Origin of the sequence: Oligoflexus sp., assembly GCF_035638955.1 — a bacterium.
In the GTDB taxonomy this organism is placed as follows: Bacteria; Bdellovibrionota_B; Oligoflexia; order Oligoflexales; family Oligoflexaceae; genus Oligoflexus.
In genome coordinates, this window is record NZ_DASQYZ010000337.1 from 25,678 (window position 1) to 51,217 (window position 25,540).

The 25,540-nt window shown below is 51.1% G+C and carries 27 protein-coding genes, 2 pseudogenes and 1 riboswitch; of the genes and pseudogenes, 15 read left to right on the forward strand and 14 right to left on the reverse strand.

The genetic code is table 11. From position 1 onward, the window contains the following. Positions 1-49 precede the first annotated feature (49 nt). Positions 50-454, reverse strand: coding sequence for an IS200/IS605 family transposase (gene tnpA, locus VE954_RS29760; RefSeq protein WP_324959805.1), 405 nt, complete (start codon positions 452-454; stop codon positions 50-52). Between tnpA and VE954_RS29765 the strand changes: the two genes are divergently transcribed. After that, positions 429-1,556 carry a transposase gene (locus VE954_RS29765; protein ID WP_324959807.1) on the forward strand — a complete coding sequence of 376 codons (1,128 nt, stop codon included), beginning with the start codon at positions 429-431 and terminating at the stop codon, positions 1,554-1,556. The two genes, tnpA and VE954_RS29765, sit on opposite strands and share 26 nt — an antisense overlap. Before the next feature lie 31 nt (positions 1,557-1,587). Here the strand turns inward: VE954_RS29765 and VE954_RS29770 are convergent, their stop codons facing one another. Together VE954_RS29770 and VE954_RS29775 are read right to left on the reverse strand one after the other, a co-directional pair. Continuing rightward, positions 1,588-1,926 (reverse strand): PilZ domain-containing protein, encoded by a 339-nt coding sequence (locus VE954_RS29770; protein ID WP_324959808.1) that lies wholly within the window; start codon positions 1,924-1,926, stop codon positions 1,588-1,590. A 39-nt stretch (positions 1,927-1,965) separates the two neighbouring features. Continuing rightward, the gene (locus tag VE954_RS29775) at positions 1,966-2,838 is read right to left on the reverse strand and encodes a hypothetical protein (RefSeq protein WP_324959811.1); all 873 of its coding nucleotides are present in this window, start codon (positions 2,836-2,838) and stop codon (positions 1,966-1,968) included. 253 nt (positions 2,839-3,091) lie between these two features. Between VE954_RS29775 and VE954_RS29780 the strand changes: the two genes are divergently transcribed. From VE954_RS29780 to VE954_RS29790, 3 genes are all read left to right on the forward strand, one after another. Next, a complete protein-coding gene (locus tag VE954_RS29780; RefSeq protein ID WP_324959813.1) occupies positions 3,092-3,409 on the forward strand; it encodes a hypothetical protein in 318 nt (105 codons plus the stop codon). A gap of 75 nt (positions 3,410-3,484) precedes the next feature. After that, a complete protein-coding gene (locus VE954_RS29785; RefSeq protein ID WP_324959815.1) occupies positions 3,485-6,403 on the forward strand; it encodes a response regulator in 2,919 nt (972 codons plus the stop codon). After that, positions 6,403-7,047: a response regulator transcription factor gene (locus VE954_RS29790; protein ID WP_324959817.1), complete on the forward strand. Its 645-nt coding sequence runs from the start codon at positions 6,403-6,405 to the stop codon at positions 7,045-7,047. The genes VE954_RS29785 and VE954_RS29790 overlap by 1 nt, the downstream gene beginning before the upstream one ends. On the opposite strand, the gene VE954_RS29795 is transcribed toward VE954_RS29790, so the two are convergent. Continuing rightward, positions 7,044-7,859: an RNA methyltransferase gene (locus VE954_RS29795; protein WP_324959820.1), complete on the reverse strand. Its 816-nt coding sequence runs from the start codon at positions 7,857-7,859 to the stop codon at positions 7,044-7,046. The two genes, VE954_RS29790 and VE954_RS29795, sit on opposite strands and share 4 nt — an antisense overlap. 313 nt (positions 7,860-8,172) lie before the next feature. Here VE954_RS29795 and VE954_RS29800 point away from each other — a divergent pair, with 313 nt between their 5' ends. The 5 genes and pseudogenes from VE954_RS29800 (at position 8,173) to VE954_RS29820 (ending at position 13,109) form a co-directional block, all read left to right on the forward strand. Beyond that, the gene (locus VE954_RS29800) at positions 8,173-8,637 is read left to right on the forward strand and encodes a hypothetical protein (RefSeq protein WP_324959823.1); all 465 of its coding nucleotides are present in this window, start codon (positions 8,173-8,175) and stop codon (positions 8,635-8,637) included. A 191-nt stretch (positions 8,638-8,828) separates the two neighbouring features. Then, positions 8,829-10,991 (forward strand): response regulator, encoded by a 2,163-nt coding sequence (locus VE954_RS29805; protein WP_324959825.1) that lies wholly within the window; start codon positions 8,829-8,831, stop codon positions 10,989-10,991. Positions 10,992-11,005: 14 nt separating this feature from the next. Further along, positions 11,006-11,749 carry a response regulator gene (locus VE954_RS29810; protein WP_324959827.1) on the forward strand — a complete coding sequence of 248 codons (744 nt, stop codon included), beginning with the start codon at positions 11,006-11,008 and terminating at the stop codon, positions 11,747-11,749. Positions 11,750-11,825: 76 nt separating this feature from the next. Then, positions 11,826-12,030, forward strand: a pseudogene (locus VE954_RS43900) (KGG domain-containing protein); the annotation flags it as partial. 740 nt (positions 12,031-12,770) lie between these two features. Further along, positions 12,771-13,109, forward strand: coding sequence for a KGG domain-containing protein (locus VE954_RS29820; protein WP_324959831.1), 339 nt, complete (start codon positions 12,771-12,773; stop codon positions 13,107-13,109). Positions 13,110-13,149: 40 nt separating this feature from the next. Here the strand turns inward: VE954_RS29820 and VE954_RS29825 are convergent, their stop codons facing one another. Beyond that, positions 13,150-13,380 (reverse strand): hypothetical protein, encoded by a 231-nt coding sequence (locus VE954_RS29825; protein WP_324959833.1) that lies wholly within the window; start codon positions 13,378-13,380, stop codon positions 13,150-13,152. Beyond that, entirely contained in the window at positions 13,377-13,532 is a 156-nt protein-coding gene (locus VE954_RS29830; RefSeq protein WP_324959835.1) for a hypothetical protein, read from the reverse strand. The genes VE954_RS29825 and VE954_RS29830 overlap by 4 nt, the downstream gene beginning before the upstream one ends. A 59-nt stretch (positions 13,533-13,591) precedes the next feature. On the opposite strand from VE954_RS29830, the gene VE954_RS29835 reads away from it, so the two are divergent. The 5 genes from VE954_RS29835 to VE954_RS29855 all read left to right on the forward strand — a co-directional run bounded on the left by VE954_RS29835 (position 13,592) and on the right by VE954_RS29855 (position 16,516). Next, positions 13,592-14,710, forward strand: a complete 1,119-nt coding sequence (locus VE954_RS29835; protein ID WP_324959837.1) for a sensor histidine kinase — start codon at positions 13,592-13,594, stop codon at positions 14,708-14,710. A gap of 65 nt (positions 14,711-14,775) precedes the next feature. Further along, positions 14,776-15,111, forward strand: coding sequence for a metalloregulator ArsR/SmtB family transcription factor (locus VE954_RS29840; RefSeq protein WP_324959839.1), 336 nt, complete (start codon positions 14,776-14,778; stop codon positions 15,109-15,111). Further along, positions 15,101-15,592, forward strand: coding sequence for an SRPBCC family protein (locus VE954_RS29845; RefSeq protein WP_324959841.1), 492 nt, complete (start codon positions 15,101-15,103; stop codon positions 15,590-15,592). Before VE954_RS29840 ends, VE954_RS29845 begins: the two co-directional genes overlap by 11 nt. A gap of 3 nt (positions 15,593-15,595) precedes the next feature. Then, complete coding sequence (locus tag VE954_RS29850; RefSeq protein WP_324959843.1) at positions 15,596-16,219, forward strand: DUF6151 family protein; 624 nt, start codon at positions 15,596-15,598, stop codon at positions 16,217-16,219. A gap of 93 nt (positions 16,220-16,312) precedes the next feature. Further along, on the forward strand, positions 16,313-16,516 hold the full coding sequence (locus VE954_RS29855; RefSeq protein WP_324959845.1) for a hypothetical protein: 204 nt from the start codon (positions 16,313-16,315) through the stop codon (positions 16,514-16,516). Here VE954_RS29855 and VE954_RS29860 read toward each other — a convergent pair. The 4 genes from VE954_RS29860 to VE954_RS29875 all read right to left on the reverse strand — a co-directional run bounded on the left by VE954_RS29860 (position 16,513) and on the right by VE954_RS29875 (position 19,941). Further along, positions 16,513-17,232, reverse strand: coding sequence for a transporter substrate-binding domain-containing protein (locus tag VE954_RS29860; RefSeq protein ID WP_324959848.1), 720 nt, complete (start codon positions 17,230-17,232; stop codon positions 16,513-16,515). The two genes, VE954_RS29855 and VE954_RS29860, sit on opposite strands and share 4 nt — an antisense overlap. 151 nt (positions 17,233-17,383) lie before the next feature. After that, on the reverse strand, positions 17,384-18,433 hold the full coding sequence (locus VE954_RS29865; protein ID WP_324959850.1) for a sulfate ABC transporter substrate-binding protein: 1,050 nt from the start codon (positions 18,431-18,433) through the stop codon (positions 17,384-17,386). A 256-nt stretch (positions 18,434-18,689) separates the two neighbouring features. Continuing rightward, the gene (locus tag VE954_RS29870) at positions 18,690-19,016 is read right to left on the reverse strand and encodes a hypothetical protein (RefSeq protein WP_324959852.1); all 327 of its coding nucleotides are present in this window, start codon (positions 19,014-19,016) and stop codon (positions 18,690-18,692) included. Then, positions 18,985-19,941 (reverse strand): hypothetical protein, encoded by a 957-nt coding sequence (locus VE954_RS29875; RefSeq protein ID WP_324959854.1) that lies wholly within the window; start codon positions 19,939-19,941, stop codon positions 18,985-18,987. The genes VE954_RS29870 and VE954_RS29875 overlap by 32 nt, the downstream gene beginning before the upstream one ends. 160 nt (positions 19,942-20,101) lie before the next feature. On the opposite strand from VE954_RS29875, the gene VE954_RS29880 reads away from it, so the two are divergent. Continuing rightward, the gene (locus VE954_RS29880; protein ID WP_324959856.1) at positions 20,102-20,515 is read left to right on the forward strand and encodes a DUF1499 domain-containing protein; all 414 of its coding nucleotides are present in this window, start codon (positions 20,102-20,104) and stop codon (positions 20,513-20,515) included. A gap of 24 nt (positions 20,516-20,539) precedes the next feature. On the opposite strand, the gene VE954_RS29885 is transcribed toward VE954_RS29880, so the two are convergent. The 4 genes and pseudogenes from VE954_RS29885 to VE954_RS29900 form a co-directional block, all read right to left on the reverse strand. After that, the gene (locus VE954_RS29885) at positions 20,540-21,424 is read right to left on the reverse strand and encodes a M48 family metalloprotease (protein ID WP_324959858.1); all 885 of its coding nucleotides are present in this window, start codon (positions 21,422-21,424) and stop codon (positions 20,540-20,542) included. 120 nt (positions 21,425-21,544) lie between these two features. Further along, entirely contained in the window at positions 21,545-22,429 is an 885-nt protein-coding gene (locus VE954_RS29890) for an AraC family transcriptional regulator (protein WP_324959860.1), read from the reverse strand. A 29-nt stretch (positions 22,430-22,458) separates the two neighbouring features. Beyond that, a complete protein-coding gene (locus VE954_RS29895) occupies positions 22,459-24,369 on the reverse strand; it encodes a potassium transporter Kup (protein ID WP_324959862.1) in 1,911 nt (636 codons plus the stop codon). Positions 24,370-24,416: 47 nt separating this feature from the next. Further along, positions 24,417-24,554, reverse strand: a riboswitch (cyclic di-AMP (ydaO/yuaA leader). A 700-nt stretch (positions 24,555-25,254) separates the two neighbouring features. Continuing rightward, positions 25,255-25,401: pseudogene (locus VE954_RS29900) on the reverse strand (transposase); the annotation flags it as partial. Positions 25,402-25,540: the final 139 nt, after the last annotated feature.

Genomic DNA, 25,540 nt, shown 5'->3' on the forward strand with positions numbered 1-25,540 from the left:
GATATAAGCCGCCCGGTGCCCTGCGGAGCTGGGCACCACTTCTTCGATTTCAACGTACCGCGCGTTCCTTCTGTGACTCAATATATTGCTTAACGATAGCGATTGGCGCTCCTCCTACTGTACAAACGAAGTACGAGTTGGTCCAGAGCGTAGGCAGCCGCTGCTTGAGTAGAGGAAACTCCTGCCTTAGAACTCTGGATGATCTTCCCTTCATGCGTTTCACTGCTTTGTGTATTCCAAACTGTGGATCGACACCCACAACCAAATGGATGTGGTCTAGCTCGCACTCCATCTCATTGATTTCAAAATTGCATTCTTTCGCGACTTCTTTGCATACCTGTTTGAGTCGCTTTTCAACAGCACCTTCCAGGTATTTTTTCCTATATTTTGTGACCCACACAACATGATATGTGCAAGAGAAGACGACGTTGTTATTGCTTTTGATTTTTTTCATTGTGTTATATACCTATAGTCTGTATAACTATTCGAAATACCACCGTGTGAGCGAAATGGCAACGAAAACAGTAAAAATCCGCATAAAAGACTCAACCAGCGCAAAGCATCTCAAACGGATGGCGCGGGCTGTCAACTATGTCTGGAACTACTGCAACGAGACCTCGCTCTATGCCATTCGCTATAACAGCGAATGGCTTTCAGGCTTCGATCTGCAGAAGCTAACAAAGGGTGTGGGGAAAGACCTTGGAATCAATTCAACCACGGTCCAGGAAATCTGCTCAGAACATGCTTTGCGCAGGAAGAAAGCCAAGAAGCGAAAGCTTCGCTGGCGTGGCCGGAAGTCATTGGGATGGATTCCTTTTAAAAGTACGGGGATCACTTTTAAAGATGGCAATGCCTATTATTCTGGCCAGGAGCTGAAGTTATTCCAGGCCGAGAGGCTTCCTGAAAAAGGTGACTATGGTTCTGGTGAATTGTGCGAAGACTCAAGGGGGCGCTGGTATCTTTGCATCTCCGTTGATTATGAAGTCGAAGTATCTGAAGCATCCGGACAAGTTGGAATTGATCTCGGCCTGAAGTCAACAGCGACGCTATCCAACGGGCAGAAGGTATCCAATGGGCGATACTACCGAATGATGGAGCGGAAACTCGGTAAAGCCCAGCAAGGCAGGAAAAAACGGCAAGCTAGAGGTATTCATGCGAAGATCAGAAACAAGCGCATGGACGACTTGCACAAGGCTTCAACAAAAATAGTCGAAGAAAATAAGGTCATCGTCGTGGGAAAGTTGTCTGCGAAAAAACTGGCCAAAACAAAGATGGCCAAGTACATCAATGATGCTGGCACAACGATGTTTAAAACAATGCTGAAATATAAAGCGAGTGCGCGTCAGCGTTGGTATGTGGAGGTCGATGAGACCAACACAACGAGAACCTGTTCTGGCTGTCGAGCAATCCCGGCCAGCGCTCCGAAAGGATTGAAAGGACTCTCGGTAAGGGAATGGGTGTGCTGTGAATGTGGAGCAATCCACGAAAGAGATATCAACGCAGCACTGAACATCCTCCGCATCGGGCGTGATGCGCTAGCGCCTGAAGTGGCCTAGGAATCCCCCGGCTTTAGCCGTGGGGAGGACGTCAAAGTTTACCTTTTTGAATCAGCGCCCGCTGCTCTTCCATGATCTTGGCCAGAGGCACGCGCCCACCCGCATCCAGTTGCACAGCGATTTCCCGATCGAACACACGCAGGACCTGGCCTTTGACAAAAACCGAACCACGTTTGCTGGGAAAGTGGATGGTGCCTTCCAGATAATCCTTTTCCATAAAGAGCGCGCCTTTTTTAAAGGCAAAGCGAAAACCGCCCTCGGAAATATCCAACACTGCAAACTTGCCCTGATCGCACTGAAAAACAGGCTGATCGGGAGCCCGATAGAAGATTCGATAATGTTCACGTTGATTCGGGCCGCCTGCCACCATTGCGTCCAACCTCCCTGAATTTAACATTCTAACAGAAATTCACTGGTCCTGCTTCTTCCTCCCAGGCTTGGAGCGATTTTGCTTCTCCGGAATACGGCTTTTGGCATCCGGGGTAAATGGAATCTTAATCATCACCTGATCGACCTGATCCATCCGCAGAGCAGCCTGGAAGACGAGATAGTAATAACCTTTCTCACCCATGAGCGAGCGGAAAATACCTGATTCCGAGGTCGCCGGGAAATCAAAATCATCGATAAGGATCGGCGCCGCGGCACCCGCCTGCCAACGAATAAAGACCCGCTTGCCTTTGGGCTCCATGGATCGTGATGAGAACACGGCGCGCGGATAGCCTGGTCCTGCCAGCAATCCCACCCGTGACTTGTTCAAATGGAATCGCCCAATATAAACGCGTCGACCGGACAGAAGAGAGCGACATGTCGCCTGATCCGCGTCAGCGATTTCCACCACCAACTTGGCCGCCATTTTTAAATTTAAGTCCATGTGCGGCTCCAGTTTTACGGGAACACCGGCAGGCAGCGATTCATTGAGTTTAATCCACTGTCCGGCCAGGATATAACGATCCACCTGAACAGGACCGGTTTTGAGCGCAAACTTACATGTGCCCAGCAAAACAGAAATCACCGATGCCTGAGGATTTTTCGCCTGTTCTGGTGTGGCTTCAAAGCGATCGATGCTCTTGCCCACCGCAAACGGCAAGGGGAAGGATGTTTCAAATCCTAGAGCGGCCTCGCTGCGCTGCAGATCACTGAAGTAGCCTTTGTCATCGACCTTATCGCCGTCATCGTCCAAATCCAGGGCAAAGTCATCCTCTTCGGTCGACGACCGATTCGTGGTTCCACTGCAGGACAGCAGCAGGACCATGACCATCCATGTCAAGACAAGACGGAACATCCCGGCTCCGGGCGATTTAAAAGTGTTTCTGCCCATCAACGCTTCGGCTGGAACCATCAAAAACTTACTAAAAAGGGAGGAAGGGCAGCCCCATTACCTGGTAAAAGAGCAAAAAAGGATACAACTGAGCCGCCGGGATCACGCCTCATTCGGAACCAGACTCAAATAGTTTCAGCAGCTTAAGAATGGTACAGCCACTGCAATCCTCACCGTAAGGAGCAAAAACCCTTGCTTCCCACCCGCGAGGACAATCATGAAAACATGGCCTCTGATCCTGACCCTGCTTACCCTCAGTTCATCCGCATGGGCCCACGGTCCACGTCATCCCTCTGATTTCGAAGAACGCATTCGCAGCCTGGAATTAAGCGTCCGTGAACTGCAAAACGAACTGGATCGATTGCGGGAACAACGCCCGGCCTTCAGCTGCCTTTTGAATACTCCCTTTGGAACCTTCCACGGCAAAGGCGAAACCATGCTCGAAGCCAAGGCACGAACGCTGAATGCCTGCGAAAAAGGCAGCAAAGCCTTCTGTCATGAAGACAAGGTGGTTTGCGAAAAAGCTGACTTTTAGGTAAACCCCCCCAAACTCTCCGCAGCCCGCCGGCTCCCGAACCGATAGTTCCAAGGTGCAGAATCGGGAGAACCTGTGTTACCTGGCGTCACTCAAAAAGATAGCGATCTTATTCCACGCATCATGCGGCAATTATGGGTATTCCTGGCCTACGTGGCGGCCGCTCGACTGGCCATACTTCTGGCGTTGCCGCCGGGATATGCCTCTCCGATCTGGCCGGCGGCAGGTATTGCCATCGCCGCCACCATAGTTTGGGGACCATCCTTAACCCTGGCTGTCTTCCTTGGCTCCATTGCCACCAACCTTCGGCCGGATGAACTCATTCAACATCCCATGCACCAGATTCTGGTCCAGCTTTGTCTCGCACTGGGATCGAGCCTGCAGGCCTACCTGGGGTCTTTGATCTATCACGCTTTGAATCGCCGACTGCCGAATCAGGCCCACCCTCAACGTTTGGCTTGGGAAGTGCTTTTATTGGGACCGATCACCTGTTTGATCGCAGCCACTCTTGGCGTTTCGGCTCTCACAGCTTTTCATGTCATCGATTTCAGTTCCTTTCCAACCAATTGGATCTGGTGGTGGCTGGGTGATGCGTTTGGAGCGGGCATGCTGGCCCCGCTGCTGATTCGCATGCACCAGGACCTTTATACCAATCCAGGGCGCTTTAAGTTGTCTCCCTTTCTTCTGGCTCCTGCTGCGCTAAGCCTTGTCATCACCACCGCATTGACCATTCACCTGACCCAGACGGACAATCGCAATCGCGGCATTCTGAAACACGAAGTCAACGACTTTCACCTCGACATTCAAGAAAAAATCGAGCACGCCTTGCAGCATTTGCAAATGCTGGCTGAGCTATCCCAAATCGTGGATCCACTCGTTGTCATAGATAACTCAAAGACCTGGGAAAAACCCTGGCCTCGCATCATGTGGATCCCCCAAACCCAGTTTGCCAGTCAGAATGAAATTCCCGGGCCCCTTCTGCAAAAAGCCTGGGACGAGTCCAGGGCGCCCAGAAGTTTTCGGCTTCAGCTGGCTTCGGATCAGAAAGCCGTTCTGGTTATGACAAGGTCCCTGAATGCCCAAACCCATGCCACCCATCCGGGTCTCTTGGTCGCTGTTTTAAACTGGTCTGAGCTTATTCAACCGGCACTTCCCATCCTGAACCATCCGGTTTTTCACATTCAAATTCAAAACCCATCCGACCGCAGCACACCGGAGGCCTTGTATCAAAGCTGGTTTGGTCGCGACGCCACAGCATCCGCACCCACACGCGCACCTCTTTACGGAAGGTTTCAAAAACCTTTGAAAATCGCCGATCAGACCTTCAACCTGCAGGTGGATTTTCCTGCCGAAGCCTTCAATAGCGGCCGCAATGGTGATCCGATTTTCATGACCCTTCTCGCTATCATCCTGGCTTTCACCTTCAACGTCTTCTTCCTATCGCTTCAGAATAAACCGGCTGCTGAAAGCGTGGAAACCAAAGCCCAATATGACGAACTCCTTCATCATTATGAAACTCTGCGTGATGCCGATCGCGACAAGGCCAATCTTCTGGCTAACATCAGCCATCAGATCAAAAGTCCTCTTCAGGGTATCCTGGGATTGCTGGACATGATCCAGGCCAGTGCCTTGGATAACAAGCAACGCAGCGGCATGGAAACGATCATCAGCAACTGCCAATCCATGCGCATGATGCTCGACGACGTTCACACCTATGGCGCCATGGAAGCCAACCTCCTGACCCTGGTGACGGAAGAGTTCCTGATTGAAAAATTCCTATGTGCCGTGATCTCCGTTTACGAACTGCCCGCCGAAGAACGCCAGAATCAATTTCACTATCAGATTGATTTACCCACCACCCTGCAAATCCAGGGGGACCGAGGCCAACTGCATCGCATCCTCAGTCATCTGCTCGGTGATGCCATCAGTCGCACCCACCGCGGTCGTATTCACGTCTCCGCCTCCCATCAGGCTGACGGCACCCTGATCATCTCCATTCAAACAAGGCGGGGCTCGCAGGAAGAAGTTCACGATAACGATCGCGAGTTCGGCAATATCAAAAACTATCAGCCGATGGAAATCTTCAATCTGAAGATCTGCGACAGGCTCGTGCAGGCCATGGGAGGCCGGCTCGTCCTGGAACGGCCCGATCCTTTGACCAACAAGATTACACTCCGCCTGCCCTGGCCTGTGGTGGCGCTGCAGGCGTCCGGTCCACAAGCTGTCGAGCCTCATACCTACCAGAACGTTCTGGTGGTGGATGACAACACGATCAATCTCACAGTGGCTTCAAGCCTGCTTGTCAAACTGGGCTATAGCGTGGATACCGCCCTTGATGGGCCTGAGTCGTTGGAAAAGATCAAACACAAACGCTACGACGTGATCTTTATGGACTGTCAGATGCCTCGCATGGACGGCTTCGAAACAACGCAAAGGATCCGCACGGCGTATCGGCCCGACCGCGGTCCGCTTATCCTCGCCCTCACCGCCAATGCCTTGGATGGTGTGCAGGGACAGGCGATTCACGCCGGGATGGATGGCGTTCTGAGCAAACCCATTTCGCTCGATGCTCTGATCAAAACCGTAGGCTATGCGAAAGCCCCGACACCCCAGTCGGCGCCTCCGCTTGCACCTCTCATGGATCTCAAGGCATTCTCGCAGGGCCTGGCTCATGACAACGAATTGATTCAAACGGCTATCCTCCGCTATTTCGAGGAAATTGATGGCCTCATGCATCGTCTGCGCAGCGAAATCGAGCGTGGCGACACGGGAGCTGCTGCCAAGATCGCCCATACCCTGAAAGGTCTGACGATGCTCTTCGCCGCACCAACGCTGGTGGAAGCTCATCAGGCCTTGGAAGCCGCGGGCAAGGCAGGTCACGTCCATAAATTGTCGGCCCTTCTGCAGCCGATCGAAGGCCTTACCGATCGGTTGAAGGTCGAACTCAAAAAACTTGTGAATGATAACAGCATATCCAGAAAGGATGTGGCCTGATGGATCCCAAGCCCAAGATTCTGGTGGTGGAAGATTCCCTGGTTCTCAGAGATATTGAGTCCCTTCAGCTGCGCAAGGCCGGATTCCAAACGCTGGCCTGCGAGACCGGGGAAGCGTGTCTGCAGCTGCTCAGCTCCGATCCCACGATCGATGCGGTGCTGCTCGACATTGAACTGCCAGGCATCTCAGGTCTTGAGGTGCTGGCCACCATCCGGCAAACCCGCAGCATCCTGCAGCTTCCCGTGATTATGGCCACAGGCAAAACAGATAGCGAGACCACCGTCCAGGCTCTTCATCTGGGAGCTAATGATTATGTGACTAAACCTGTTGACTTTGAAGTGGCCCAGCTGCGTTTGCGCACGCATTTGCAGCTGCGGGACCTGTCGACGATTCAGGAAAAGGTGAGAAAAGCGGAAGCCGTGCGGGCCCTGATCACCACTTACAATCATGAGATCAATAATGCCTTGATGATTGCCTCAGGGAGTCTGGCTCGCGGCCTCGCAGGCCTCGATGAACACCGCTTTGAAAAACTCAATCAATCGCTGGATCGGATTGCCAACATTGTGAAGCGATTGCACGAAACAGCAGGCAAGGATCTGGAAATGACGACCTATGTGAAGGACGTCAAAATGCTTAAAATCTAGTCCTGTCCGCTTGGATCATGGACACCATGCAGACGGCTGTACTCACCCAACATCAGACCGGTCGCCACCGAAACGTTCAAACTCTCCACAGCTCCCGTTCCTGGAATGACGATCGCATCATCAAACATGGCTTCGATCTCCGGCGAAGCGCCTCGCACTTCATGCCCCATGACAAGGCAGAGTTTACGGGCCAAAGGCTGGGCATACAAGGACGTGCGGGCGTGACTTGAAGTGCCCACGATGCGATACCCCTGCTGCCGAAGTTTTGACAAGAAATTCAAAGCATCATCCAGCACAAACGTATCGACAAACTCTGCGCCGCCTTCACTCACGCGAGCAGTGGCCGCTGATAGGGCCGGCAACTGCTGATGTCCGGCCAGCGTCCGCCAACCGAAATGGGCCATGACTCGCATGATCGTTCCAATATTATGGGGATTCTGGACACCATCAAGAAAAACAAAAGGCTGAGGAAAAACCTCCAGCCGCTTGCGCAGGGCGTGTTCATCGCCATGGACCGGAGCACGAGCCAGGATCGCAACCCCTTCATGATGCACCGAGCTGGTGATGCGTTCCAGATCCGCAGTGCTTACCATATGATAAGCTTTCTTCTGCTGGGCGCACCAGCGCAGGAGCTCACCGAACGTTGGCAATAATTCCTCGGTGCAGTACACGCGAATGATGTCCTCTTTCCGCACCCGCATCAGAGTCTCACAGATATGCAAACCGCAATACAGCAGCTCAGGTCGTTTCTCGACAGCTTTGACTGCACTTTTGGCAGCAATGACAGGTGTGGAACGAGGCTTAAAACCCATGATATTTCCTTTGCATACAGAGCCCCACTTTCTAGCTTAACTCCACGCCAATGCCAAGACTTCCTATCCAACCATAATCATATCAGTCAGTTAATACATTTGCGGGTTATGATCCCGCGGGTGAAAAGTTGTAAATCAGCGCCTGACCTCTAAACACAGCACACGCTCAAAAATCCCGGCGCGGGTGCCCGAATAGCGCTCCAAAGTCTGAATAATAAAGGATAATATTCTGGCTCACGGGCCAGTCCCAGGCACCTGAAAACGGTCCTTTTCTTGCTTGCCATGGTACACCCGAATCTGGAGGACCGAACTGGTGGCACACCGAAGCCTAAGTCTCTTAATTTTCCTGCTTGCGACAAGCTGTGGAGATTCAGGTAAACCTGATGCAACAAAGGTCCTGCAGAGCATGGCCAATGCTGACAGCAAAAGCGTTCAAAAGTTAGCCTTTAATGAACCCATTGATTCCAGGACGTTTGGATTGGTTCCGAACAGGAATGTTGACGGCAAAACCCTTGCTCAAATTATTACGAGTCAAAGTGCTGGTCGCGATGATGCGATGCTTTGCAGCGCTTGCCATCACAATCGCGACGCTCAGGGCGGATATGGGGTCCCTGCAGCCCAAAATGCGCCAAGCCTCAATTTGAAACCAACAGACCGGGTCAGCAATCGAACCTGGGCTGGTGCAGGTGGTTGGGCCGAACGCTTTGTTAAAAACGACACCAAGCCCGACAATCTTAAGATCTTTATTCAGGCCTGGATCAACGGCGGTTACAAATAACCCCCATCATATTTTAATGACGCGGATGCCCTTCTTTTCACCACTGAGTTTTTACACTCATGAGGTCCTCCCTTGAACCTGCCCTGGTTCTTCTGTAGCCTTCACAAGAGAACGCACACAATCTACTCTTCACCTTTCGCACGGCGAACGTGATGTCTCGCTGCCCAATTTCGTCTCTCATCGAGGACCATATGATCAATCTCTTTGCCCGACCTGCTGATATGTGTGTTCATGTTGTGGAACCCATGGTTGCCCTCCGCTCGGTGCTGATTGAAACGCTGCGTAATCAGGGATTTAGTCAGGTCACTGGCTTCGGTGATTTCAAAACCCTGCTGGTTCATCTGTCGACCCAAAGATCGGACTGGATTGTCGCAGGAGGTTGCTTCAATAGTGACATCAATATTATTCACCTCCTCAAGCTTTGTTTGGATGAGCCCCGTTTGCAGCAGACCCGGGTAAGCTTTATGATGCGTGAACACGAAAAGGAAATGCTGCCTCTGGCCTTTGAACTGGGCCTTCTATCCTATCACAGCTCCCATATCCCAAGCCGCATTCCCGAGGAGATCTCCGACCTTCTCCGCATCATTCGCCTTGCTGGCTACAGAAGTGCGCTGGCATCGTCCAACTTTCTCTGTCGGATCCTTAAGGAAGAACGGCGTTGGGATATGATCATTCATCTCCAAAAATCTCTTCTGGACGTTTTTCCTGGCTCGTCTCAAATTCTGCTCGCGCTGGCTGAAGCCGAACTGAATTCCGGACGCAAGGAAGGCCGGAAAACCCTCGAACAGGTCCTGCTCATTGATCCCAGCCTGACGAATGAGGTCGAGCAGCTTAAAACGCGCTTTGTTCCTCAGGAAACCCTTGAAATGCCAATCGATCTCGATCTTCCCCTTGACGAGGACAATAGCCGAATGAATGTGCTTGGTCTGGCCTCATGCATTCTGATCGATCCTGATACGACTGTTCACCAGCTCGTTCGCCAGTCACTCAAGACGGCTGGCGTTGAACAGGTTGAGACATTTGAATCAGGCGACAGTGCCTGGCGCTGGCTGACTCAGGGTGGTCGCCCTTCACTGATTCTTATGGAATGGCGCATTCCAGAATTGAATGCTCTGCAACTGATACAGCGTATCAACCAGCATTCCCCGGGCGTCCCTATCATCCTTATTTCTTCTCTCATCAACCCGGGCGAGTTTTCTCTCATCAAGGAAATCGGGGTCAGGGGAGTCGTCGAAAAGCCATTTGACACGCAAACCTTAATGACCGAAATCATAACCGTGATTCAGCAGCATCGTTATCCCAGCGATCAAACAGCCATGGATCGCCGCATTCAGCAATGCCTCGCCACGGCCAACGAAGCGGAAGCATCCCGCCTTATAGCCATGTATCTCTGCAATCCTGCCTTTGAGCCAGTCGGCAAACTGCGGATCGAGGCCGAATTCGCTTTCTTCAAAGGTCGTTATAAACAATGCTGCACCATGGCCTTTGAGGCTCTCAAAATCACCGGTGATTCACTTGACCTGCTTAATCTACTCGCCAAAGCCCTGATGCGTCTCGGTGACTATGAAAATGCCTTGAAGCTGCTCGAGAAAGCCAATGCCCTGGCACCCCGCAATATTGATCGGATCTGTCGCATGGCGACCATCTGCAGTGAAATGGGTAAAGAGGAAGAAGCTGAAAGCCTGCTCGTCGAGGCGAAAACCATCGATGCCGTGAACATTCTGGTGAGTGAAACGGAGGCTCACATAGCCATCGCCAGCAATGATACCAAACGCGCGGCCGAAACCCTCAAGGGTATGGAAAATCTGCACCGAATTGTGGCTTATACGAATAACAAAGCTGTGGCCCTGATTCGTAACAACCAGCTTCAGAAGGGCATCAACCTCTATAAATCAGCTCTTGAATCCTTGCCTCAGCCATGGAATGACATTCACGACACCATCTGCTTTAACCTCGGTTTAGCCTACATTCGCCTGATAAAATACCAGGAAGCCAAGGATATTTTCGGCCGGATTAAAGCGGATGGCTCGTCCGCAACGGCTCGGAAGGTCACGGCATTGATCGCTAAACTTGATCATGCCGTCCGTACACAAACCCAACTTCAGTTCGCCACCGAAACCAGCCACGACAGTTCAGCACAATCCGAGGACACTATGGTTTTCAATCTGGAGAAGATGATGGACAGCCTGATACCAGTGCGCGGGGATATTTGCTGCTATCGCATCTTTCGGGCTCAAGAACTTGCTAGTGAATCCATGCTGAAAATGCTGCAGAATATGCCGAAGATGGCGCAAAGGCCGCCCCTTCGCAAAGTCGAATCACAGGTAAAATCCGATCGCTCTCAGGCTTCATAAAGGGAGGACCAACAATGGGAAAAGCACGAGCTTTGATTGTGGACGACGAGGCTGATCTTCGGGAGGCTCTGCGTGAAGAGCTGATCATCGATCAATGGGACGTCGATGAGGCCGTCGATGGCCTTGACGCTTTGCAAAAATTGGAAAAAGAGAATTACGACGTTGTGATCACCGACGTCCGTATGCCCAATATCGATGGATGGGGCCTTTTACGGACGATACGCACCACCAATCTCCAAACGATTGTGGTGATCATGAGTGCCTATGCTGATACCCCACCCTGGGAAGCTTACGCTCTGGGTGCCAATGGATTTTTTGGCAAACCATTTCGTATCAGTGATCTGGAAGAGCTGGTTCGATCCATGCGCCTGCCCATGCCCGAACGTTGGGGCGATAACGAAAGAAAACAGGCCGGTTGGCAGCCGACGGATCAAATCGATGTTGACTGCAGCAAGCATCCCGAGAATTTCAGCCTGGGACGAGGTGGAATGTTTGTCGGCATCGAAATGCAGGGGATCCGGAAAGGCTCCATTGTAAGCTTTCGCGTCACAACCCGTGATCTGGTCCTCGAGGGGGTCGGCAAAGTGCGTTGGAAAAGAACGGTCAGTGAAGGTGATCTGGCTCCGGGACTCGGTGTGGAGTTTCTTTATCTCAATGAATCATGCCGCAGCAGGGTCAGCCTTGCCATCAGCAAGAGCACGGAACGATCGTTTATTCCAAAAGGATCGCTTCAGCCTGCTTCAAGTCGATCGGTATAAAAATTGCAAATTTTATACCGCATCATTTGATGTTGAGAAGATATGAAATCAACCTAAAAAGCAGGAGTACATAATCATGGCTGGGAAAAATGAGCGCGGATTTGCCGCCATGGATCCCGAGGAACAGAGAGAGATTGCAAGGCGAGGCGGCCGGGCTGCTCATGAATCTGGCAACGCTCACGAATTCACCTCGGAAGAAGCAGCCGAGGCGGGTCGTAAAGGTGGTGAAGCTGTCAGTAAAAACCGTGAGCATATGGCTGAAATCGGACGCAAGGGCGGCTTGGCCGCTCATCATCGCAATGCTGCTTTCCACCATGAATCAGCTGCACACCATCATCGCAAGGCAGCTCTCCATCATGAAAATGGTGACTTTGACGAGAGTGAGCTTCATGGTCATCAGGCCCACACCCATAGTGAAACAGCGCATGAACATAGTAGGAAATCCCGCCGTAAGGGTGCTACCAGCGAATCCAAGTCACAACGCAACGAAGGTCGCACGAGCAGCCCTGCTTCCAGTCCAGAGGAAGGCGACAGGAGTTCCGAAGCGCAGAGCGGAAGCGGCAACGAACAGGAAGCCGAGCGTAGCGCAAGCGATGTCGAACAGCAGGAGAGTCTGAGTCGAGGAGAGAGCGCCGACAACCGCACGAGCGGTGATGAGAGCGTAGAAGATGAAGATCACCTAAGAGAAAGTGAAGGCTCTGCCTCGCAAAGCGGGGATGAAAAAGGCGATCGTCATAGCGGCAGAGAAGATTTGCGCGTTTAAAAACCAAAGGTTTCTGACTTAAAGACATGCGTTTTCCGAAGCCCATTCTTCGTAAAATTTGGCATGAAGTAAAATGTTGTTACAAAAAGAATTCACCTTGGACTTGATTCCATACGCTTTCGGGCCTTGATTGCACCTGAAATTTCATAAAAACGCGAAAGAGTTGTTTGGTATGGATTGTGAAGAGACTTGCGAAGGATCGATCACAAGTACATTAGGCTGGATAGCTAACTCTAACGCAACTTGAAGGATGTTTTTATGACGAGCAATGAAAAAAATCAGAAAAACAAAGGTCAAGGTTCAAGCCAAAGAGGCTTTGCAGGGATGGATGAGGAGCAACAGAGGGAAATTTCCGCCAAAGGCGGACGCGCTGCTCACCAAAGCGGAAATGCTCACGAATTTGATTCCGAAGAAGCACGCGAAGCTGGCCGTAAAGGTGGCCAGGCATCTCATCAAGCTTCGCGCGGCCAAAATCAAAATCAAAGCCAAGGCCAGAACCAAAATAAGAATAGCAATCGCAACGAAGAGGAAGAAGACGAAGAAGAAGGCTCATCCTCCTCGTCATCGCGTGGCGGCTCATCGAACCGTAATCGCTGATTCTCAACCTTCTCCATTGAAAAGACTCCAGGAACCGCGGTTATCCGCGGTTCTCTCGTTTGGGCTCCTGCTGGACCCGCTTCCATGCATGGGCCAGGAGAAGTTCAGCCGTCATGTCGGCTAGATAGATCGGACTGATCGTACGTTTTGCTACATGAACAGCATCGATACCAGCAAGTCCCAGCGCTGATCCTGCTGCTAACATCACTGTATCAGCTTCAGGCTGCTCCCTGCGGGATGCAGCAAGAAGTGAGGCTCCAATGGCTGTCACCAACACCCCGACGGTTGCACAAGCCACCAGTCATTTTTTGGACCTGTCACCGCTTCAAAACTTTTTCGATGAAACAAAGGCCATAATCCGGTTGCCAAATAGAAATAGCCTTGAGTTCTTGCAAGTTTTTCCCAGGATAGTTTTGCTTTCATAAATCCCCCAAAGGAGAATTTTTTGCAAAAGCCTGACCAGTGACGTGAACGGAGGCTTTATGATCAATAATCAATCGATGTCCGCAGCCGAAGCCATGCTAAAATATAAACCCGATATCGAAGAGCTCTGGGCTCAGATTGTGGAAGCAAAAATTCGATCGGCTTCAGAGCTGGCTGACCCTATTCTCTTCAACTACTTTCCCAACCTTTTGCAACGCATAGCCGAAGCCCTGGCTCCAGACTCAAACCGAATCGACGCTGTCGAAGGCAATACATCGGCGCACGAACACGGCGGTGAACGTGCCCGTCTGACCAACTTCAATATCTCCCAAATCGCTACAGAATTTTACGCCCTCAAGGAAGCCATACATGCTGTTCTCGGGAGCAGGGCTCAACTGACTCAAAAAGAGATAGTCATCATGAACTGCTCCACCCGGTCCATTGACCAATCTCTTCAAGAGTCGATTACATCGTTTGTTCTGGCCGAAGCTTATATTCGGGAGCAGTTTATCGCCATGCTCGCTCACGACATCAGAGGACCCATCTCATTCATCAAGATGGCGACGACCTTGCTCATGGAGGGGACGGATCCTCAGGAAGCCTACGAGCTGTTTCGGAGAATCGCTGACTCTGCAGAAAACGCCGGCATGCTCATCGATAATATTTTGGATGCCAGTGTGATCAAGGCAAGCCGCAGAATTAAACTTGGCATTGAACATATCGACATCTTTGGAGTCATTCAAAAAGTGCTTCGTCAACATTCCAACTCCAGGATTCGCCTGGAAGGCCAGTCCGTGATGGGCTACTGGTGCCCGCGCGGGGTGAGTCGAGTGATTCAAAATCTGGTGGATAATGCTCTGAAGTACAGTGAGAACAACACAGACGTGACCGTCAAACTCGAGGAAATCCGTGGTGCCCTCCATATTTCTGTCCATAACGAAGGCCAACCCATCCCCGTCGAGCAGCAGGAGAATATTTTCCAGCCCTTCCATCGCTCCCATGGAGCCCAAGGCCATGACATCAAAGGTTGGGGGTTTGGATTGCCGATCGTGCGCGGCATAACCGAGGCTCATGGTGGCACCATTGAAGTGGACAGCGCTCTCGGGCGCGGGACCACCATCACCATCACGCTGCCTGGAGATGCCAGACCTTATCAAAATGCACCGACCTTCGACTGAAGGGTCTTTGGCAAACTTAGGTATTGACCTAAGTATCAGGCTGGCTTAAAGTGAACTATATGGGCATGTCAACTTTACAGCTGGATCAGGTATTTAAAGCGCTGGCCGACCCAACCAGGCGGGCCATACTCGAACGTTTAAGTCGAGGCTCCCGTTCAACGACAGAGCTGGCCAAACCCTTCGATATGGCGCTTCCATCCTTTGTTCAGCATCTCGCTCTTCTCGAGGACTGTCATCTCATCAGTTCTCACAAAGAAGGCCGCGTTCGCACCTATTCGCTGAACGCGAAGGAATTGAAGAAAGCCGAGGATTGGATGGCCCGACAAAGACTACTCTGGGAAACGCGACTCAATCAATTGGATCAATACCTTCATTCCCTTAAGGAGGACGATGATGAATAAATTCAACCCCGAATTGGATCTGATGCTGGAACGCGTCGTGGATGTCAAACCAGAGATCATTTGGAAAGCCTGGACCAAAGTCGAACATCTCAAAAAATGGTTTGTACCGGCGCCATGGACCATTGCTGACTGTGAAGTGGATTTGAGGCCAGGAGGCATTTTCAAAACCATCATGCAATCGCCTGAAGGGGAAAAGTTTCCCAACGTCGGCTGTTATCTTGAAATCATTGAAAACAAAAAACTGGTTTGGACCGATCTTTTGCTGCCTGGTTATCGTCCCGCGGCAAAACTGGAGTCCGGTGCCGACCTGGCCTTCACCGCAACGGTTTTGATGGAGCCCCATGGCAAGGGAACGAAGTACCAGGCGATCGTGATGCATAAGAATGCCCAGGATCGGAAGCGGCATGAGGAAATGGGTTTTCAGGACGGCTGGGGCAAGTGTCTGGATCAACTGGTGGCTCTTGCACCGCAAATCAGGTGACCTATGAATGATCATGTTTCACTAAAATGCAGCTGTGGTAAATTTCGTGGACGCATCAATCTCGCTGGAATGTCGTCCAAGCGGGCGGTCTGTCTCTGTGATGACTGCCAGGCTTTTGCCCATCAGCTGGGTCGTGCCAAGGAGGTTCTCGATGCCAATGGGGGAACCGATATTTATCCCTGCTACCCGTCTCATCTGGAATTCACGCAAGGTGCTGACCAAGTGAAGTGCTTGCGTCTTTCTCCGAAAGGTCTTCTGCGCTGGTACGCTGGTTGCTGCAAAACACCGATTGCGAACAGTCCGCCTTCATCCAGGATGCCTTACGTGGGAGTGGTTCATACCATCATGGATCATGCCGCCGATGCCACGACTCACGAGGAAGCGATCGGACCTGTTCATATGCGCATACAGGGGAAGTTCGGAATTGGTCCACTGCCCCCAGGCACCGATCAGAAAGTTTCCCTACCGGCAATTCTGGTTGTCCTGCGCTTTCTGACTTCAGGCTGGCTGCGACGGAAGCAGCAACCTTCGCCTTTCTTTGATAGCAAGGGCCAGATGCGGGTCACACCTTACGTCCTTACGCGTGATGAGCGTGTGAGTCTTCGTAAGCTATGTGGGCCAGCTTAGGCTTATTTTTTGCATACTTGACCCCCCAGGGCCTGTTGGATAACCGGCGACCTCAAATCACGCCAATATTACATGATGGGCAAGGGGGGATGCGTGAAAAGTAAGAATAAGAAGACGAATCCAAATAAGAAGAAAACGAAGAATTTAAGAGGGACATTGATTGAAGCCAGCCAGGCTTTCTATCTCAATCGATTGCTGACTGAGCTTTTTCCAATCGAACCGCGACCCACTCAACCCGCGAAAGTGATCTGGCTTTCAACCGCGAAATTATACCGGGCTCGATACGGGCAAGGCTAAGGATCGATGCCAAAGATTTTTTTGTATGTTCCATCCTGTTTAAGTTCTTTGAATGCGGAACCAAGCTTATCAGCAAGGTCTGCATTTTTTTTCGAAAGAAACAGATAGATGGGTTCCTTATAAAACGTTCTTTCACTCATGCGAAAGAGCTGCGGGTCGCTCGATAACCGGAAATGTTCCGCAAATTGGAATTGGGTTGTGATCACGGTTCCCGCGCGTTTGAGCCTGAGCATATCCATGGTGCTGGATCCTGGGCCTACGAATTCACAGTCGAGCTTGAGTTCCTTGCAAGCCCGACGGTGAAAAAAGCTATCCTTGGCCGCAAGGGTTTTATACTGGCGGACATCAGCAAGCTCGGCAAGAACCCGCTCCCGGTTATAGATAAAGTAAAGTCGGAGCATCGACGCCGACTCATCCACGCGCACCACGGAAGAGTCCTCTTCATAGACCTCATTCAGCCGCCCCAGATCACCATCCAACTCGCCCTTATGAAGCAGATCCTGAATACGAAGAAAAGGCGTTGACTTCAGCTCGATATGAAGGCCCTTGTCCGTTTTCGCTGCCACCTGATTCATGTAACCCTGAAGCTTGGGCCAAAGAATATGCTCATTCGGTAAACCGAGGCCAAAAGCCAAATGACGGGCGTTCAGCTGGGTGGCGAACAGAAGCGAAACGATAAAGAGCGGCAGGGACCCATATTTCATGGTTCGAGACATTCTTAAACCTTCCAAAGATTGAGCATCGGGGGGCGGGCTATGGGTAAGGTTAACCCTTTTCCCTGCGATGATACAAGACTTGTAGGGTTTTTGGAACGAAATACCCCGCCTGCAGAGGACAGGCGGGGCTCCCACAGATTAACTGGAACCTTTAATCGCGACTGACATCATCAAGAATTTGGTCCAATGTGCCTCCTTCGGCAAAGTGTGCGTTTTGAACGTCTGCCCAGCTGCCGAATTTTTGCTCAAGATTGAACAGCGAAATGGGTTTCAAAGAGTCCTCATATTTTTTCAAGATCTTCTCATCTCTTGGACGGAAATGATTCTGGGCGATAATGTCCTGAGCTTCTTCAGTATAGAGATAATTCAAATAAGCCGTGGCAGCCTCACGTGTGCCTCGGGCATCGACCACACGATCCACGACAGCAACCACGGGTTCAGCAAGGATGGAAACCGAAGGCAGTACGATTTCGAATTTGCTTTCAGGATAGGATTCAAGAATTTGATAGGCTTCGTTTTCCCAGGTGATCAGCACATCACCCTTATTCTTCTCGGCAAAGCTGATCGTGGCATCACGCGCCCCGGAATCCAGGGCGACCACGCGATCATAGAGTTTTCTTACAAACTCCTTGGCAGCTGCCTCACCATCAGCCTGCTCGCCCGATTGCAACGCATAGCCCCAGGCCGCCAGATAACTCCATCGAGCGCCGCCGGACGTCCTGGGATTGGGTGTGACAAGACCAACATCGGAACGAACCAAATCCGACCAGTCCGCGACCGCCTTGGGATTGCCAGAACGGACAACGAAAACGATGGTCGATGTATACGGTGCGGAATTGAAGGGCAGTTTCTGCTGCCAGTCTTCACTGACGAGCTGATTTTCCACCAGCAAATCCACATCGGGAGCGAGTGCCAGCGTCACCACATCAGCCTGTAAACCATCCACCACTGCCTGAGCTTGTTTCCCTGATCCGCCATGGGATTGATCCACGCTGATATCGAGCTGCTGACTTTTCTTAAAGTGCTCCACAAATTTCGGATTGATCTGTTCGAACAGCTCCCGGGTGGGATCATAGGATACGTTCAGGATCTTTTGAGCTTCAGGTTGAACCGGTGTCTGCGATTCGGAGCCACCAGCAAAAAGAGATGACGAGGACACGACGAGGAATGCCGTAGGCAAAAGGAAATGCAACGATTTCATAACAATACTCCAAATAATTGAGGTAAGCGAAGTGAACATTCAATTGTGAAAAATGGGGGGACGTTGGGGAGGGTCAACAACAACAGGATGGACTGAGGAAAATGGGTAGCATAGGAAACTCCGAATAAGAACTCTTGGCTTTCCCTGTTTTGCCGGAACTCGGACGCGGAGTCAAATCTGGGCTTAGACAAATTTTAAATAAGGATATGGGGTGCGCCGCCCCTCAGGATCTGATGGAAGCAGCGAGTGGGTGGTTTTACTTTGAGCCTACCCGCTTAAAGGCCTGCGCCGTGTACTGCTCGAATTCACCACTCTTAAGAATACGATAGACCCCTATGCTGTTCGCGTTGGCATTCAGCAGTTCATAGCTACGGGTCTGATAAAGTCGACAAGTTTTTTCCGTCACTTCCGTGTCGGCCAGCTCCTTCTCACACTGAATCATAGCCGCGAGTTCAGTGATGGGTTGCCGGTCCGCATTGTAGAAACGATCCACGACCAGTCGACCCTCAGTAAGTTTCCATAGACCATAGCCTGTAAAATCTTCGGCGCCATCATAGTGCGTCGTGAAACTGGAAAAGACCACCGCGTTGAAAACAATGATCGTCTCCCCATGTCTCCCAACAGCCTTGGAAAATGGGTGACTGGGACTGAAATCCCTGGCCCCGTGCGATGGGATCGACGAGGACACTGGGCTCTTCCGCCACGAATTCACGATCGGGCCACTGGGCATCAGCCAGCAGACGCTTCGTAACGCTATCGCCTTGATACTGCTGATAGGACACGCTGTAGCCCTTGCCATCCCAAACCTGAAGTGAACCTTGCTCAAGTCTCCAGGAAAGTTGCTTGAGTCCACTCGGGTGATCGACCAAAACAGTCGCGACCTGGCCTGCATCCAGCCGCACCAGAAGCGATACGGTCTCCTTGAAAGCCGAACCATTGGTGCTGGCCTGATAGTCGGGCAAATTCAAACTCAGGATCTGACCCTGCTGAGGTGCAAAATCTTTAAACTGACGTTTGGCGATGAGCTTCACCTGATCGCGGACAAAAGTCTGCTCCTGGACGCCTTTTTCTGGATGATCGGGATAACTTGAGGTGGCGTTCATATTCATTTTCCAGATTATGCCACGCAGTACATCGAACTTGTGAAACTCCAGAGTCAGACTATGCAAGGCCGTCACGTTGAGAATGCCGATGCCATTGCCATTCTCATCTTCGATGTATTCATAAATTTTGGTTTCGGTAGGTGTCAGCAGACGGATGGAGATTTTTCCACCCTCCAATTGCCACTCAATTTCGGAGCTGCCATTGCGATCCACCAGCTGACCTCGTCCATCAGCCTGGAACCTTAGACGGGTGTTCAAGTGGCCTTTATCCTCGACCACCCATTCCCCTTTGATTCTTTCCAGGATGGCTTGGATCGGCGCAGGCAGAGCGGAAGGGGCCGCGTACGTCGGCACGGACGTCAACATAAGGGTCAGAGCAGCAGGGATCAGTATTTTTTTCATCATTCATTCCTGTCATGAAAGCCTATAGGAGGGGATACCTTAGGAAGACGGACCGGGCCTTTTTATCCTGCATGCGCTATCGCAGCAGGATCAAACCCACCCATTGAAGTCAGGACGAGCACGCGTGTATGTTGGTCCATCACACGGAATGAAAGGATGGGCCATGGCTCGAATGTCTCCTGAAGTCGCTAAAAATTTCCTGGGTCTGCAAAAGGATGGCAAACTTTCGCGCTGCCCGAATATGCCTAACTGCACCTGCAGCGCCCATGAAGACGATAGGGATCACTTTCTCAAACCCATGCGTTTCAAGGGTTCGTCGGATGAAGCCAAGAGCCGTTTGAAAAGTGTTCTGTCAAAACAGGAAGGATTTAAAATCGTCGAGGACAAGGGAAATTATCTGCGGGTGGAGGTCACCTCGGGATTTTTTAAATTTGTCGATGATGTTGAATTTCATATCCAGCCAGCCCAGAACATCATTCAATTTCGATCAGCGTCACGCCTCGGCTATTGGGATTTCAGGGCCAACCAGAAACGCATGAAAAACATTATTCATCTCTTTGAAGCGGCTGGGCGATGATTACGGATCGGCCCCAGCTTCATCTTATGAGGCGAGCAGCCTTGCCCGCAACGCAAGCCCAGGTTGCAGAGAAAGCCAGGCTAGCCATGCGGGGTAAGGTCGGCTTTGTAGCTTGAACGCATCAGAAAAAATTTCCGACTTCGGTACCTGATGACCCGCGACATGATCCAAAAACGCAGCATAGATCGGCTTGCCAAAAACCCGAGCCGCCGCGGCGTCGGCACGCAAGGCACTGGAACGGCTAAAGAACCAGAAAACGAGAGCACCTGGCAGAGTTAAAAGAACGATGAGGGCGCTCGTCACCAGAATCTCCACACCGTGGGAAGGCGTTTCCTCCTCCTCGGTCTGCCGCAGGCTGGTGCCTAACAGAAAAGCCAGCATCCTGGCCACATACAAAGTGAAGGCAAAGATCATGCCCTGCATGAGAGCAATGGCTTTGACATCCCCACTCTTAAAATGCAAAAGCTCGCGGGTGATAAGGATCTCGAGGTCAGTCGCCGAGAGATGACGAAGGGCACCCCGCGAGAGCGCCAGCGTACTGCGAGGCAACGTCAGTCCAATCATAAAGGCATTGACCTCGTCACGTTCATAAAGGCCCAATTGGGGCTTTTTCTTCAAGTGCAGGCATGCCTGGGCCCGCTGAAGGGCCGCTTCAGCACGCTGGAAATCGGGATCAGTTTGATCATCCCAAAGATCCACTTTCATCGCCCAGCTGGCAATATTGCGCGAAGCCATCAAACAGCTGATGCCACCCAGGACAGCCCAGATCGCCATGGTCAGCCAAACATTATAAGGATCGCGTTGCCATTCGAGAAATTTGGAATCAAGCGGAATGATTTTGTACCAAAAGAGAAAGGTCGCCATGATTCCAGCAAAGGTCATGGTCAAAGCCAGAATTTGTCGTAGCATAAAGGCTCCTCAGAAGAGTCATCACGCGGCCCGAAGGGACTGCTTGCGGCGGCGTTACTATTCATGAAGATAGCTCACACTAACAATTTTATCAAATATTTTCAATATGTTACATAAATGCTAGATTCTGGGAAATTTGTCCTGGGGTGTGGTCTGCTGCACACGAAACTCATTAGGCGTCATGCCTGTTTTCGAGCGAAAAAGGCGGGAGAAGTAATTCGGATCATCGAAGCCAATCTTCCTGGCGATCTCGCTGTTGGTCTTTGTCGAGTAGGCCAGGAGTCGCTTCGCTTCGAGCAGGCAGCGGTCTTGAATGATTTTCTTGGGAGGCTCCCCAAAGAATCGGGTCACTCGCATGGTCAAAGCCTTAGGCGTTAGGCCCAGTTTCTCAGCATAGAATTCAATATTATGGTGCCTCGCATAGCAGGCGTTCACCAGCTTGAAAAAGTTATGCAGGACCAGGTTTTTGTCGGAAGTCGCGACCGGTGCAGGCGTATAGCGAAAGAATAAAAACAGCAAAGTCAAAAGCCTGAGCTGCAGAATGGTTTCCCAGCCTGGCTCAAGATCCTTTTGCTCGTTCATCATTTCGAGGCAAAGGTCCCTGACTTTCTGCTCCTGATCGTGAGTTAAGCCAAACTGGTCGGGGAGAGCATAAAGTTGAGCCAAAGGTTCCTGGGACGTTTGAATTTTCTTGATGGCATGGAATTCGAATTCCACCAGAAAACCCTTGGTATCAGGACTGAGATCCCAGGCGTGCACCTGGCCGGGCTTCAAAACAAAGGTCATCCCTTTGTGGACCACGTGCCTCGCAAAGTCGATCTCATGCCAGCCGGTTCCATTGAGGATGATGACGATCTGAAAAAAACTATGCTTATGAGGAAAAGGAATTTTGGGGCTGAGCCTTTGCGCGAGATCATTGATACGAATCATTTCCACATGGCTTGGCAGCAGACCAAAGGCCTGCATGCCGTGGAGATTCAAATGCTGCGACCGATCGGCTCTCAAAAAATTCCCTTGTTTGCAAAAGGGCGACATTACATTTCGATGACTGTCCCGATCTCGATGGCCTGTTCCGACGGAATCTGGAAAAAATCGGTCGCTCTTAACGCGTTGCGCGACATAAAAGCGAAAATTCTCTCTCGCCAGATAGCCATACCCGGATGTTTGGTAGCAATAATGGTTTCACGTCCCAGGAAAAACGTAGCCGTTTTCAGGTCAACGGCCAGCTGCTTCTGCACGCAAAGATCCAGAATGCTGGGCACGTTGGGAGATTCCATAAACCCATAGTAGGCCATCACGCGATAGAAACCGATGCCAACCGATTCAATCGCCAGGTGCTCATCAGCGGAAACATAGGGTTGATCGATGGTTTGAACCGTCAGGAGCAGGACCGTTTCATGCAGGACCTGATTGTGCCGCACATTATGCAGCAGAGCAGGAGGTGTTCCCGCACTGGTTGCAGTCATGAAGACGGCTGTACCTGGTATTCTCGCCCTGACTTTGGGTACGATATCCCTCATGAAGGTGCTTAACGGGGTCGACACCGCGACCAGTCGATCCGCAAGGATCAAGCGACCCTGTTTCCAGGTGATCATCAGAGTCAGAATAATAAGACCAATGGCGATTGGAAACCATCCACCCTCGAGCACCTTGATCACGTTGGCGCTGAAAAAGCCGAGTTCGATCACCAGGAAAAAGCCGATCAGGGGGAGTACGAAATAGAGTTTCCATTTCCACTTATGCACCATCACCACATAGGTCAGCAGGGTTGTCATGATCATGGTGGTCGTGACGGCGATTCCATAAGCGGCGACCAGGTTCGCCGACGTTTGGAATTCCAAAACAAGAAAGAGAGTCCCGATAAGGAGCGCCCAGTTCACAAAGGGAATATAGATCTGACCCATTTGGCGAGCCGAGGTGTATTTCACCTGCATGCGAGGCAGAAATCCAAGCGAAATCGCCTGTTGACTCATGGAAAAGGCGCCCGTGATCAAAGCCTGTGAGGCGATCACCGTGGCAGCGGTCGACAGGATAACCAGGGGAAAAAGTGCCCAACTTGGGGCCAGCAAATAAAATGGATTCTCAGCAGCCGCAGGATTCTGTAACAGCAGAGCACCCTGACCGAAGTACTGCAGCATCAAAGCGGGAAGGGCGACGAAAAACCAACCCAACTGAATGGCCTTTCGACCGAAGTGTCCCATGTCCGCGTAAAGAGCTTCACCCCCTGTGACAACGAGAAAGACACTGCCGAGCACCACCACACCATGCCACGAATTGATCAGGAGAAAATCAATACCGTACCTGGGATTGATGGCCTCGAGGATATGAAGTTCGCCCATGATGCCATGGATGCCGAGCACCGCGAGGGTAATAAACCAAATGAGAATGATGGGCCCAAACGCCTTGCCCATGGTCGCGGTCCCGCGTTTCTGAAAAAAGAACAGGGTCGTCAGGATCACAAGCGTGATGGGAAGAATGTAGGGTTCGAATAAAGGCGTCGCAATTTTTAAACCTTCAACGGCACTGATGACAGAGATTGCCGGTGTAATGATGCCATCACCATAAAGCAGGGCTGCCCCGAAAAGAGCCAGAACGGTCACTGGCCCAATGGTTTTCCGAACATTGGGTCGACCATCCGAGAGAGCGAGAGCCATAAGGGCAAGAATACCGCCTTCCCCTTTGTTATCGGCTCTCATCACAAAAAGCAGGTACTTGATTGAAATCACGATAATCAAGGCCCAAAAGATCAACGAGAGGACGCCGAAGATGTTGGCTTCCGTCACCTCGATGCTATGGGCACCATGGAAGCACTCGCGCAGCGCGTAGAGCGGACTGGTCCCGATGTCGCCATAGACAACGCCTAAAGCTCCCAGGGTCAGGAGGGCGAGCGGTGTTTTTTTTGTATGTTCAGAATTTTGATGCGCTACAGAATTGGAACTGGACACGTTGATCCTCGCTGATCGTTTAAGTGAGGAGTTCCCTGGTCCATTCCAAGGTCTCCCTTCGTTGCTGACGAGGTTAGCTGCCGGGCTCGGGCCGAAGAGTGCCCTACATATACATGAATACGATACGCCCCTGAATTGGTTCCCCCGCTTTCATTCGCATGAATGAAATTAAGCGATAATCGAAATTTACGCCTCAATGCAGCCGTTGTCGAGTATGGCTGCAAAACTAAAGCGACAAAGGTCAGGTCCGACCACATGCTTTTTGCCGTGTCCTGCACGAAATCGCAAAGGGAGCTGTTGAAAATATTGTCATTTTTTGCGTAGCTGGAGCGCAGTGATTGTTTGGCGTATGCGGCGACATGCTTTGGCAACGACTTGTGCCTTGAACAATAGCCTTGGGAAACTAAGTGTTCTAAAGGCTTTTCAGGGCATACGTCAATATAGCAAAGGATTTTTCTGAAGGGATGCAGGAGGTGTTTGGACAGGACCTGCCTTTGCGGCAAGATCTACGACAGCCTATAACTCTGCTTCCATGAGGAAACTGCCAACAACGGCCTCTGAGGTCATTGGATTATGGTCCTCTCCGTGCATTTCAAATAGTACTGATCATAGTCACTATCATTAAGGCGATCTTCCAAGCCAAGGCAATGATAGTTGATGATATCAACTCAACTGCTTGGACATTTCTATTAACGATGGTTTTATTGGGCACCATCTTCTTGGAAGCGCACATTCAAAAGAGGCGACGTAAGGCAGAGCAAGAGAACTCCTTATCGTATTATCTTTCGAAGTGAAGCCTACCACGAGCGCCAGATTCCAACTCTCGCCTAGAGTTTGTCGTTTGCCCTCGCCTACACATCGTTAAGCTTTCTGGTCCTTCCGGGTTTAGCATGGGAAGACGTCAAGCTTGCCGCAGTAGAAATAAATGGCAGTTTTGTAGTTCTCTGCATTACGAAACCCACAGGCTCTCCGCTTGACCGACATGATTTTACTATTGATGCCTTCAGCTACAGAGTTCGTAATCTGATGCCTCGGAATGTGTCAGCATTTTTGGGACAGCGCTAAAGAAAGTTTAAGAAACTTTTCTACCCGAGTACGAACACGGACTGTCGCGTGACTGGGATATTGATTCCAACTCGATCCTGTGGAATCGCAAGCTTGGGACCGCGCT